Origin of the sequence: Pseudomonas sp. Sample_11 (assembly GCF_004307505.1) — a bacterium.
In the GTDB taxonomy this organism is placed as follows: Bacteria; Pseudomonadota; Gammaproteobacteria; order Pseudomonadales; family Pseudomonadaceae; genus Aquipseudomonas; species Aquipseudomonas atacamensis.
Map to the genome: position 1 here is coordinate 1 of NZ_RCOD01000079.1, position 12,010 is coordinate 12,010.

General features: G+C 60.8%; 8 protein-coding genes and 2 tRNA genes. 5 read left to right on the top strand and 5 right to left on the bottom strand.

Annotated features, from left to right (window positions below; genetic code table 11):
• Window positions 1-16: 16 nt before the first annotated feature.
• Window positions 17-93, bottom strand: a tRNA-Asp gene (locus D8U60_RS21615).
• Between the two features lie 19 nt (window positions 94-112).
• A tRNA-Val gene (locus D8U60_RS21620) sits at window positions 113-188 on the bottom strand.
• Window positions 189-347: 159 nt separating this feature from the next.
• Here D8U60_RS21620 and rdgC point away from each other — a divergent pair.
• The 3 genes from rdgC to sugE all read left to right on the top strand — a co-directional run bounded on the left by rdgC (window position 348) and on the right by sugE (window position 2,819).
• On the top strand, window positions 348-1,268 hold the full coding sequence (rdgC, locus tag D8U60_RS21625) for a recombination-associated protein RdgC (RefSeq protein ID WP_024012190.1): 921 nt from the start codon (window positions 348-350) through the stop codon (window positions 1,266-1,268).
• Window positions 1,269-1,419: 151 nt separating this feature from the next.
• Window positions 1,420-2,385: a bile acid:sodium symporter family protein gene (locus tag D8U60_RS21630; protein WP_130900882.1), complete on the top strand. Its 966-nt coding sequence runs from the start codon at window positions 1,420-1,422 to the stop codon at window positions 2,383-2,385.
• A gap of 119 nt (window positions 2,386-2,504) precedes the next feature.
• The gene (sugE, locus tag D8U60_RS21635; protein ID WP_041479526.1) at window positions 2,505-2,819 is read left to right on the top strand and encodes a quaternary ammonium compound efflux SMR transporter SugE; all 315 of its coding nucleotides are present in this window, start codon (window positions 2,505-2,507) and stop codon (window positions 2,817-2,819) included.
• A 103-nt stretch (window positions 2,820-2,922) separates the two neighbouring features.
• Here sugE and D8U60_RS21640 read toward each other — a convergent pair whose 3' ends face one another.
• The 3 genes from D8U60_RS21640 to D8U60_RS21650 form a co-directional block, all read right to left on the bottom strand.
• Window positions 2,923-4,794: an MFS transporter gene (locus D8U60_RS21640; RefSeq protein ID WP_130900883.1), complete on the bottom strand. Its 1,872-nt coding sequence runs from the start codon at window positions 4,792-4,794 to the stop codon at window positions 2,923-2,925.
• A 96-nt stretch (window positions 4,795-4,890) separates the two neighbouring features.
• Complete coding sequence (locus D8U60_RS21645; protein ID WP_130900884.1) at window positions 4,891-6,042, bottom strand: TDT family transporter; 1,152 nt, start codon at window positions 6,040-6,042, stop codon at window positions 4,891-4,893.
• A gap of 114 nt (window positions 6,043-6,156) precedes the next feature.
• Complete coding sequence (locus D8U60_RS21650; protein ID WP_130900887.1) at window positions 6,157-7,344, bottom strand: MFS transporter; 1,188 nt, start codon at window positions 7,342-7,344, stop codon at window positions 6,157-6,159.
• 103 nt (window positions 7,345-7,447) lie between these two features.
• Between D8U60_RS21650 and D8U60_RS21655 the strand changes: the two genes are divergently transcribed.
• Window positions 7,448-7,990, top strand: a complete 543-nt coding sequence (locus D8U60_RS21655; RefSeq protein WP_130900885.1) for a TetR/AcrR family transcriptional regulator — start codon at window positions 7,448-7,450, stop codon at window positions 7,988-7,990.
• Between the two features lie 239 nt (window positions 7,991-8,229).
• Window positions 8,230-11,700 (top strand): PAS domain-containing hybrid sensor histidine kinase/response regulator, encoded by a 3,471-nt coding sequence (locus D8U60_RS21660; protein ID WP_130900886.1) that lies wholly within the window; start codon window positions 8,230-8,232, stop codon window positions 11,698-11,700.
• Window positions 11,701-12,010: the final 310 nt, after the last annotated feature.

Consider the following 12,010-nt stretch of genomic DNA (forward strand, 5'->3'; position numbering starts at 1 on the left):
TCCAGGTTACCGAATATGGCGCAGCGGACGGGACTCGAACCCGCGACCCCCGGCGTGACAGGCCGGTATTCTAACCGACTGAACTACCGCTGCGCGAAACGCTTGAAACGAATGGTGGGTGATGACGGGATCGAACCGCCGACATTCTGCTTGTAAGGCAGACGCTCTCCCAGCTGAGCTAATCACCCTTCGCTTCGGTGTGGCGCGCATTCTACGGAGCACCCCAACCTCTGGCAAGCACTTTTTTAAATAATTTTCCGAGGCCTTCCAAAGGCTTAGAGAAGGGTTGGCCTATGCCCCGGCGAAGACAATAATGCCCCCCTTTGTATAAAGGAGTGACTCGCCCCATGTGGTTCAAGAACCTGCTGATCTATCGCCTGACCCAAGACCTGCCTGTCGACGCCGAGGCGCTGGAAACTGCACTGGCGACCAAACTGGCGCGGCCGTGTGCAAGCCAGGAGCTGACCACTTACGGTTTCGTCGCACCATTCGGCAAGGGCGAAGATGCGCCGCTGGTGCATGTCAGCGGCGATTTCCTGCTGATCTCTGCGCGCAAGGAAGAACGCATTCTGCCGGGCAGCGTCGTGCGTGACGCGGTCAAGGAAAAGGTCGAAGAGATCGAGGCCGAGCAGATGCGCAAGGTCTATAAGAAGGAACGCGATCAGATCAAGGATGAAATCATCCAGGCGTTTCTGCCGCGCGCGTTCATTCGTCGTTCGTCGACCTTTGCCGCGATCGCGCCGAAACAGGGCCTGATCCTGGTCAACTCGGCCAGCCCGAAACGCGCCGAAGACCTGCTGTCGACCCTGCGCGAAGTGATCGGCACCCTGCCCGTGCGTCCGCTCACCGTGAAAATGGCACCGACTGCGGTGATGACCGAGTGGGTCACCACGCAGAAAGCCGCCGACGATTTCTATGTGCTGGACGAGTGCGAACTGCGCGACACCCACGAAGACGGCGGCATCGTCCGTTGCAAACGCCAGGACCTGACCAGCGAAGAAATCCAGCTGCACCTGAGCACCGGCAAAGTCGTCACTCAGCTGTCGCTGGCCTGGCAGGACAAACTGTCGTTCATGCTCGACGACAAGATGACCGTCAAACGCCTGAAATTCGAGGATCTGTTGCAGGATCAGGCAGAACAGGACGGTGGCGACGAAGCCCTGGGCCAACTGGATGCCAGCTTCACCCTGATGATGCTGACCTTCGGCGACTTCCTGCCGGCACTGGTTGAAGCGTTGGGTGGGGAAGAGATGCCGCAGGGGATCTGACCCGTTATTCGTGTGAAAGCTTAAAAGATCGCAGCCTTCGGCAGCTCCTACATGAGACGAGTTTTCCTGTAGGAGCTGCCGAAGGCTGCGATCTTTTTGTTGGCGACGTATGCTTAGCTTCCTAACGCTTTCACATAACAAGGATCAAGCCATGCGCGCACTGGCTGCACTCAGCCGCTTTGTCGGCAATACCTTCGCTTACTGGGTTCTGATATTCGCCGTCGTGGCCTTTCTGCAACCGGCGTGGTTCATCGGCCTGAAAAGCGCGATCGTACCGCTGCTGGGTCTAGTGATGTTCGGCATGGGCCTGACCCTCAAACTCGACGACTTCGCTGCCGTCGCTCGCCATCCGTGGCGGGTGGCGCTGGGCGTGGTTGCGCATTTCGTGATCATGCCCGGTGTGGCGTGGTTGCTCTGCCAGGTGTTTCACCTGCCGCCGGAAATCGCCGTCGGGGTGATTCTGGTCGGTTGCTGCCCGAGCGGCACCTCTTCAAACGTGATGACCTGGCTGGCACGCGGTGATCTGGCGCTTTCAGTGGCGATTGCCGCGGTCACTACCCTCCTCGCCCCACTACTGACCCCGGCGCTGATCTGGCTGCTGGCCTCGGCGTGGCTGCCGGTATCGTTCATGGAGCTGTTCTGGTCGATCCTGCAAGTGGTGCTGTTGCCGATCGTTCTCGGCGTGGTCGCGCAGCGGCTGCTCGGCGACAAGGTGCGGCATGCGGTGGATGTGTTGCCGCTGGTGTCGGTGGTCAGCATCGTGATTATCGTCACCGCCGTGGTCGCGGCGAGTCAGGCGAAAATCGCCGAGTCCGGCCTGTTGATCATGGCCGTGGTTATGCTGCACAACAGCTTCGGTTACCTGCTCGGCTACTTCACCGGGCGCCTGTTCGGCTTGCCTCTGGCTCAGCGCAAGTCGCTGGCACTGGAGGTCGGCATGCAGAATTCGGGACTGGGCGCGGCATTGGCCAGTGCGCACTTTTCGCCACTGGCGGCGGTGCCGAGCGCGCTGTTCAGCGTCTGGCACAATATTTCCGGAGCACTGCTGTCGACGTACTTCCGGCGCATGAGCGAAAAAGAAGACCGCGACAACCTCGCACAACGGGCCGTCGACTGAGCCGAAAACTTGATCCCCGGGTTAATGCTCGTCAGTATATTGCGCAACGCGGGGACGACCCTGCGGCTCGCTCGAGTCATTCATATGGGGACGACCCCGTCAATCGATGGAGGTCCTGCATGTCCTGGATCATTCTGTTTTGCGCCGGCCTGTTCGAAGTCGGCTGGGCCGTCGGCCTGAAATACACCGACGGCTTCACCCGCCCGCTCCCCACCGCCCTCACCGTTGCCGCCATGGCCATCAGCCTTGGTTTGCTCGGTCTGGCGATGAAGGAATTGCCGCTGGGTACAGCCTATGCGATCTGGACCGGCGTAGGTGCGGTGGGCACGGTGATCGCCGGGATCATTCTGTTCGGTGAGTCGATGGCATTGATTCGGCTGGCCAGTGTGGCATTGATCGTTACCGGGTTGATCGGACTCAAGGTCAGCGCTTAGGCCACCGGCCCCATCGCTGGCAAGCCAGCTCCCACAAGATTGGTGTACACCATCGAACCTGTGGGAGCTGGCTTGCCAGCGATGAGGGCCGTCCAGTCAACGACTATCTGACGGATCCGCGCAACTCCCCCACCAACACCTGCAACTTCGCCGGCTCCGTCCCTTCGGTAATCGCCGGCCCCGCCACCAGCGTCACCCGCGACCACAAGCGGTGGAACAAGCCCTTGTTCGGATCGCGACTGAAGAAACTCCCCCACAATCCTTGCAACGCCAGCGGAATCACCGGTACCGGCGTCTCCTCCAGAATCCGCGTCACGCCGCCGCGAAACTCGTTGATCTCGCCATCGGCGGTCAATTTGCCTTCTGGAAAGATGCACACCAATTCGCCGTCCTTCAGATACTGGGCAATGCGTGTGAAGGCTTTTTCGTAGATCTGGATATCTTCCTGGCGTCCGGCGATAGGAATCGCGCCCGCCGTGCGAAAGATGAAGTTCAGCACCGGCAGGTTGTAGATCTTGTAGTACATGACAAAGCGAATCGGCCTACGCACGGCACCGCCGATGAGCAAGGCGTCAACGAACGACACGTGGTTGCACACCAGCAGCGCCGCACCCTCGTCCGGGATCGCTTCAAGGTTGCGGTGCTCGACGCGGTACATGGAATGGCTGAGCAGCCAGATCATGAAGCGCATGCTGAATTCCGGAACGATCTTGAAGATGTAGGCGTTGACGCCGATGTTCAGCAGCGACACCACCAGGAACAGTTGCGGGATCGACAGTTTGGCGACGCTCAACAACACGATCGAAACAATCGCCGACACCACCATAAACAGCGCGTTGAGAATGTTGTTGGCGGCAATCACCCGCGCCCGTTCGTTTTCAGCCGTGCGCGACTGGATCAGCGCGTACAGCGGCACAATATAGAAACCACCGAAAATGCCCAGGCCAAGGATGTCGATCAACACCGCCCAGGTGTGCACGAAGCCCAGCACGGCAATCCAGCTATGGCCGGTGACGCTGTCCGGGATCCCACCGGAATGCCACCACAGCAACAGGCCGAACACGGTCAGGCCAAACGAGCCAAACGGCACCAGTCCGATCTCGACTTTGCGCCCCGAGAGCTTCTCGCAGAGCATCGAACCCAGCGCGATGCCCACCGAAAACACGGTCAGGATCAGCGTGACCACGGTTTCGTCACCGTGCATCCATTCCTTGGCGTAGGCCGGGATCTGCGTCAGGTAAATCGCCCCGACAAACCAGAACCACGAGTTACCGACAATCGAGCGCGACACCGCAGGTGTCTGGCCCAGACCGAGTTTCAGCGTCGCCCAGGACTGGCTGAAGATATTCCAGTTCAGGCGCATTTCCGGCGATGAGGCCGCCGCGCGCGGAATGCTGCGGCTGGCCAGATAACCCAGCACGGCAATGCCGACGATCGCTGCGGAGACTACCGGCGCGTAGTGCTCGGTCGACATCATGATCCCGGCGCCGATGGTGCCGGCGAGAATTGCCAGAAACGTGCCCATTTCCACCAGACCATTGCCGCCGACCAGTTCATCGTCGCGCAAGGCCTGCGGCAGGATCGAATACTTCACCGGGCCGAACAACGCCGAGTGCGTGCCCATGGCGAACAGTGCCACCAGCATCAGCGACAGATGATCGAAGAGGAAGCCGATCGATCCTACGGCCATGATGGCGATTTCCGCGAGTTTGATCAGACGGATCAGCGCGTCCTTGGCGAATTTTTCCCCGAACTGCCCGGCCAGCGCCGAGAACAGGAAAAACGGCAGGATAAACAGCAGCGCGCAGAGGTTGACCCAGATCGAGCGATCGCCCTCGATGGTCAACCGATAGAGGATGGCGAGGATCAACGACTGCTTGAACACGTTGTCGTTGAACGCGCCGAGCGACTGGGTAATAAAGAAGGGCAAAAAGCGCCGGGTGCGCAACAGGTTGAACTGTGAGGGGTGACTCATCTTCCGTGTTTCCTGATGTTAGGTAGTGAGGCCTGGGTGCTTGTTATTGGAATCCCGCACCACGATCCAGGCCACACCTTACCTAAACTTTTCGGATTATTTCTTCAAACCTGCAATACACGGCGAGACAAACAGCTCGCCTCGCCACGCGCCCTGCACGGTGCGCTTGCCGACGATCAGCCACATTGCCGCCAACAAAATCACCAGCGCCGTACCGAACACACTGAAAAATGTCAGGTTGAGGATACTTGCCAGTTTCAGCGTCGCCAGCGAATACACGCCCAATGGGAAGGTGAAGCCCCACCAGCCGAGGTTGAACGGAATGCCGTCACGCAGATAACGCACGGTGATCAGCAGCGCCATCAACATCCACCACAGACCAAAACCCCACAGCGTGATCCCAGCGACCAGACCCAGGCCTGAAGCAATTTCACCGACGCCGGGCAGACCATTCGCGGCAAAAATCGCTGGTGCCTCACCGCCCAACAGCAACATGCCCAGGGCACCGGTGCCGATCGGACCCAGCGCCAACCAGCTCGACGCGGCCATGTTTTCGTGGGGCAGTTTGTGCAAGGCCATGCGCAGCAACAGAATGGTGAGAATGCTGAACGCCACTGGCAGGGAGAAAGCCCAGAGCACATAGCTGGTGGTCAGTACGACGAGTTGCCCATGGGCGTCGGTCAGATGCGGCGCGAGCAAGCCGCCGCTGGCCGCTGCCACTTCCGCCGCCACTACCGGCAGCAACCAGACCGCGGTCATCTGATCGATGCTGTGTTCCTGGCGGGTAAACATCATGTACGGAATCAGCACACCGCAGGCCAGCGACATCGCTACATCGATCCACCACAACGCTTCAACGAGCTGAATGACACCGTCGCCCCAGCGCGGCAGCCCGAACAACAGAAAGCCGTTGATGATCGTCGCCAGGCCCATGGGAATGGTGCCGAAAAACATCGACACGGTGGAATGACCGAAAATCCGCCGCGCCTCGTCAAAGAACAAAATCCAGCGCGCGGCGTAGGCAGCAGTAAACAAGCTGAACAACAGAATGTTGAACAGCCACAGCCCCTCGGCCACGACGCGTAATCCGGGAATGGCCAGCGGTAACTGAGCCAGCGCCAATGCCAGCACACCGGTGCCCATAGTCGCGGCGAACCAGTTCGGCGTGAACTGGCGGATCACTTCACGCGGATGCTGCAGCTGGCTGAAAGGTTTGTAGCCGGGGGTGACACTGTTAGGGCAAATCATCATGAACTCCTGTCCTCTGGTGAGGTTGAGTCCATGGTAGATCCGAATCGAATATCGATATAACGGGTAATATCTCTAACTGTTATCTGTTTTGCAGATAAGCGTCTACACGCGCTAAGGAGCGCTGCAAACTCTGCCTGTCTGCGGACGCAGACTGAGCAGCAGCGCAGCCAAGGCCAGCACGATCAACACAACGCCGTAACCATCAGTGATCGCCAGCAACCCGAAACTGCGCGCCAAGTGCCCGGCAAGCAACGCCGGCAAACAGAACGCCAGATAACTGAGCACGTAATACGCCGACATCAACCCGGCTCGTTCATGCGGCAAAGCCAGAGGTACCAGGCTGCGCACCGCTCCGAGAAAGCCCGAACCAAAGCCGCAACCGGCGACCAGTGTGCCAAAGAAAAACAACGACAGACTGGCGCCATGCACGCCGAGCAGAATCAGCACTAGCCCGATTGGCAGCAGGCTCGCGCCCAGCCGCAGCGCCTGAGCGGCCGGACGATTGCGCATCATGAAAATCATCAACGCACCGGTCACGGTGAGCGCCGCGACCGTAGCGCCGCCGATCAGATTGGAGGTAGAACCAGTGGCCGTGCGCACCAATGACGGTGCCAGCGAGGCATAAAAACCACCGAGCGCCCAGGTTGCGGTGTTCAGCGGCAGCACTCGCCACAACGTTGAACGCGCTTGCACCGGCACGTGCAGGGTCGGTCGCAACGACGCCAGCGCCCCACCTTGCCGCGAGACACTCTCCGGCAGGCGCCAGACATACATGCCTTGCAACACGAACAACGCCAACAGCAACCAATAGGTCAGCTGCAACGGCGCCGGTGCAAATTCTGCCAGCAAGCCACAGCCCAAACCGCCCAGAGCCATCCCGAGTAACGGTGCGACACTGTTGATCAGCGGCCCCTGCTGCCGGTCGGTGTCGAGCAGCGTTGCGCTCAATACGGCAGTGGCCATGCCGGTGGCGAAACCTTGCAACACCCGTGCGCTGATCAACCAAGCCACGCTATCGGCATAGATGAACAGCAACATGGCCAGCGCATTGAGCAACACGGCGGTGAAGATCACCGGTTTACGTCCGAGATGGTCGGAAAGCGAACCGACCGTCAGCAACGCTGCCAACAGACTGAAAGCATAAACGGCGAAGATCAGCGTCAATATCGCTGCCGAGAAATGCAGTTGATCCTGATACAAGTGATACAACGGCGTCGGCGCGGTGGAAGCGGCGAGAAAACTGAGTAAGGTGATCGCCAGAAACCACAAGCTCGACCGGTGGGAAGCGACACTATTCAAGGGGCTGGTCATGGGCACACTCCGCAAAAGCTAATTTTTTGCTTTTGCGCAGTGTGCTACCGCCCAGCGCTTAAAGCAAATTCTTTGTGTTAAGGTCTGCCGCATGGCTATTAAAGAAGGTTTACGTCCCGGTGGCCGCAGTGCCCGGGTGCAGGAGTCGATTCATTCGGCGGTCAATGCGCTGCTGCAAGAGCAGGAACGTTCCACCGTGACCGTCCCGCAGATTGCCGCCCGCGCGGGGGTTACGCCGTCGACGATTTATCGACGCTGGGGTGATCTGGCGGCGTTGCTGGCGGACGTCGCCCTCGCCCGCATGCGCCCGGACAGCGAGCCGGCGAGCACTGGCAGCCTGCGCGGCGATATCCGCGCCTGGGCCGAGCAATATCTCGACGAGATGAGTTCGGAGGTCGGGCGCAACATGATGCGCGACGTGCAGGCCAGCGCTACGCCGGGCTATTGCGTGGCGATCATCGGTGCGCAGTTGCAGACCATTGTCGATCGCTATCCGCATGAGAAGGCGCCGAGTGTCGATCGCTTGATCAATCTGGTGGTGGCGCCGGTGGTGTTCCGGATTCTGTTTTCGGCCACGGCGCTGGAGGTGGATGAGTTGCATCGGTTGATCGATATTGCGCTGCATCTGGACTGACGCAAGCTTTGATGTAGGAGCCGACGAGTGCAACGAGGCTGCGATCTTTTGACCTTCACATCAAGATCGCAGCTCCTACAGGATTGCGCGTCGGGCAGGATCAACGCACAAACGCAACGATCCATGCCTGCGACACCCCACCACGCCACGACCTTGGTCGACACTGACTAACCGCCGCGCGCGTGCGAGACTGTCCGCCCGGGCAGGAGTGCCGGGGAGTCATTTGTCGGGAGTGCTGCATGTCGTTGTCCACCGGGCTGATCGCCGTCGTTGCCCTGGCCTACATGGCCATCATGTTCGCCATCGCCTTCTACGGCGACCGTCGCAGCACACCGTTGCCGCCGCGGGTGCGCGCCTGGGTGTACAGCCTGTCGCTGGCGGTCTACTGCACCAGCTGGACGTTCTTCGGCGCGGTCGGTCAGGCGGCGGAACAACTGTGGTCATTCCTGCCGATCTACCTCGGGCCGATCCTGCTGCTGGTCGGAGCACCGTGGGTCCTGCAGAAAATGGTGATGATCAGCAAACAGGAGAACATCACCTCCATCGCCGACTTCATCGCCGCGCGCTACGGCAAATCGCAATCGCTGGCGGTGGTGGTGGCGCTGATCTGTCTGGTCGGCGTGTTGCCCTATATTGCCCTGCAACTCAAAGGCATTGTCCTCGGCGTGAACCTGTTGATCGGCGCCGGCGCCGATGCCATGGGCACCCGCGCCCAGGACACGGCGCTGATCGTGTCGCTGGTGCTGGCGCTGTTCACCATCGTTTTCGGCACGCGCAACCTCGACGCCACCGAACACCACCGTGGCATGGTGCTGGCGATTGCCTTCGAATCGCTGGTCAAGCTGTTCGCCTTTCTCGCCGTCGGCGCCTTCGTCACGTACGGCCTGTATGACGGTTTCGACGACCTGTTCAATCAGGCAATGCTCGCCCCGCGCCTTGAGGCGTACTGGAAGGAAACCATTAACTGGCCATCGATGGTGGTGCAGACCGGCGTGGCGATGATGGCGATCATTTGCCTGCCCCGGCAATTTCACGTGACCGTGGTGGAGAACATCGACCCGCAGGATCTGCGTCTGGCGAAATGGGTCTTCCCCGCCTATCTGGCATTGGCGGCGCTGTTTGTAGTCCCGATCGCTCTCGCCGGTCAGATGATGCTGCCCAGCGATGTGCTGCCCGACTCGTTCGTGATCAGCCTGCCACTGGCCCAGGCCCATCCGGCGCTGGCGATGCTGGCGTTTATCGGTGGTGCATCGGCAGCGACCGGCATGGTGATTGTCGCCAGCGTTGCGCTGTCGACCATGGTTTCCAACGACATGCTGTTGCCGTGGCTGTTGCGCCGCAACAACGCCGAGCGCCCGTTCGAGGTGTTCCGCCAGTGGATGCTCTCGGTGCGCCGCGTGAGTATTGTGGTGATTCTGCTGCTGGCCTACGTCAGTTATCGCTTGCTTGGCTCGACCGCGAGCCTGGCGACCATCGGCCAGATCGCTTTCGCGGCGGTAACGCAACTGGCCCCGGCGATGCTCGGCGCGCTGTACTGGAAACAGGCCAACCGCCGGGGCGTGTTCGCCGGCCTCGCCACCGGCACGTTTCTCTGGTTTTACACACTGGTGCTGCCGATTGCCGCGCACAGTCTCGGCTGGCCGCTGGCGAGTTTCCCCGGGTTGGCGTGGCTGCACAGCAATCCACTGAACCTGCCGATCACCCCGCTGACCCAAGGCGTGGTGTTGTCGCTGGCCGGTAATTTCACCCTGTTCGCCTGGGTCTCGGTGCTCTCGCGCACGCGGGTTTCCGAGCACTGGCAGGCTGGGCGTTTCATCGGTCAGGAAATCAGCGCACGACCTAACGCTCGTTCGATGCTGGCGGTACAGATCGACGATCTGCTGCAACTGGCGGCGCGTTTTGTCGGCGAAGAACGCGCGCGGCAGAGCTTCATTCGCTTCGCCTACCGCCAGGGCAAGGGCTTCAACCCCAACCAGAACGCCGACAGCGAATGGATTGCCCACACCGAACGCTTGCTCGCCGGTGTCCTCGGCGCTTCTTCGACGCGCGCCGTAGTAAAGGCCGCCATCGAAGGTCGGGAAATGCAGTTGGAGGACGTAGTCCGAATCGCTGACGAAGCCTCGGAAGTGCTGCAGTTCAACCGCGCCCTGCTGCAAGGCGCGATCGAGAACATCACCCAGGGCATCAGTGTGGTCGACCAGTCGCTGAAACTGGTGGCGTGGAACCGGCGGTATCTGGAGCTGTTCAACTACCCCGACGGCCTGATCAGCGTCGGCCGGCCGATTGCCGACATCATTCGCTACAACGCCGAACGCGGTTTGTGCGGCCCCGGCGAAGCGGAAGTGCACGTCGCGCGACGCTTGCACTGGATGCGTCAGGGCCGCGCGCACACTTCCGAACGGCTGTTCCCCAATGGCCGGGTGATCGAGCTGATCGGCAACCCGATGCCCGGCGGCGGATTTGTCATGAGCTTCACCGACATTACCGCGTTCCGCGAAGCCGAACAGGCGCTGACCGAGGCCAACGAAGGGCTGGAACAAAGGGTCAGCGAGCGCACCCAGGAACTGTCGCAACTCAACGTCGCGCTCACCGAAGCCAAGGGCAATGCCGAGGCGGCCAACCAGTCGAAAACCCGCTTCCTCGCCGCCGTCAGCCACGACTTGATGCAACCGCTGAACGCCGCGCGACTGTTCTCCGCCGCCCTCTCCCACCAGAACGAAGGCTTGAGCGCAGAGGCGCAACAACTGGTGCAACACCTCGACAGCTCGCTGCGTTCGGCGGAAGACCTGATCAGCGATCTGCTGGACATCTCGCGCCTGGAAAACGGCAAGATCAACCCGGATCGCAAAGCCTTCGCCGTCAACGAACTGTTCGACACCCTCGGCGCAGAATTCAAGGCACTGGCCCAAGAGCAAAAACTCACGTTCCGGGTGCGTGGCAGTCAATTGCGCATCGACAGCGACATCAAACTGCTGCGGCGGATTCTGCAAAACTTCCTCACCAACGCGTTCCGCTATGCCAAAGGCCCGGTGCTGCTGGGCGTGCGTCGGCGCGGTGGCGAGCTGTGTCTGGAAGTCTGGGATCGCGGCCCGGGGATTCCGGAAGACAAACAACAAGTGATTTTCGAAGAATTCAAACGCCTCGACAGCCACCAGACCCGCGCCGAAAAAGGCCTGGGCCTGGGACTGGCGATCGCCGATGGCTTGTGCCGCGTGCTCGGGCACACCCTGCGGGTTCGCTCCTGGCCGGGGCGCGGCAGTGTGTTCAGCGTGACGGTGCCGATCGCCCGCACGCAAACGCCTCCAGCTAGCGCCACGGTGGAACTGAACGGAAAACTGCTCAGCGGCGCGCAGGTACTGTGCATCGATAACGAAGACAGCATCCTGATCGGCATGAACAGCCTGCTGAGCCGCTGGGGCTGCCAAGTGTGGACGGCGCGCAACCGCGAAGAATGCGCAGCGATATTGAATGAAGGTGTGCGGCCGCAACTGGCGCTGGTCGACTATCACCTCGACCACGGCGACACCGGCACAGAGCTGATGGCCTGGTTGCGCACGCGCCTGGGCGAGCCCGTGCCCGGCGTGGTCATCAGCGCGGATGGACGCCCGGAGACCGTGGCGCAAGTGCATGCGGCGGGCCTGGATTACCTGGCCAAACCGGTGAAGCCGGCGGCGTTGCGGGCACTGCTGAGTCGGTATTTGCCTTTGTAGAAGGTGACCTTGCAGACGCCTTCGCGAGCAGGCTCGCTCCCACAGAAAAGCAAAAGCAAAAGATCGCAGCCTTCGTCAGCTCCTACACAATGAGCGTTAGCTCGAGTGCTTTTGATTTTGATCCACCGGCGACGTCGGAAGGCTGAGCGGAGGGATTGGTCCGGGCGTGGGAGCGCAGCGACCGTCTGGCGCAGCCAGACACAGCGCAAGGAGGTGCAGCGAAGCAAACCGGAGCCGCTGCGCCCGGATCGATCCCGCAGCGAAGGAACCCGAGCCTGCGAGGGCCGAACGTAGGAGCAAGCCTTTTGGG

Coding starts and splice junctions, on each gene's coding strand:
- D8U60_RS21645 (WP_130900884.1), bottom strand. CDS start 6,042: ATGATTTGCCCTAACAGTGTCACCCCCGGCTACAAACCTTTCAGCCAG.
- sugE (WP_041479526.1), top strand. CDS start 2,505: ATGTCCTGGATCATTCTGTTTTGCGCCGGCCTGTTCGAAGTCGGCTGG.
- D8U60_RS21655 (WP_130900885.1), top strand. CDS start 7,448: ATGGCTATTAAAGAAGGTTTACGTCCCGGTGGCCGCAGTGCCCGGGTG.
- rdgC (WP_024012190.1), top strand. CDS start 348: ATGTGGTTCAAGAACCTGCTGATCTATCGCCTGACCCAAGACCTGCCT.
- D8U60_RS21660 (WP_130900886.1), top strand. CDS start 8,230: ATGTCGTTGTCCACCGGGCTGATCGCCGTCGTTGCCCTGGCCTACATG.
- D8U60_RS21630 (WP_130900882.1), top strand. CDS start 1,420: ATGCGCGCACTGGCTGCACTCAGCCGCTTTGTCGGCAATACCTTCGCT.
- D8U60_RS21640 (WP_130900883.1), bottom strand. CDS start 4,794: ATGAGTCACCCCTCACAGTTCAACCTGTTGCGCACCCGGCGCTTTTTG.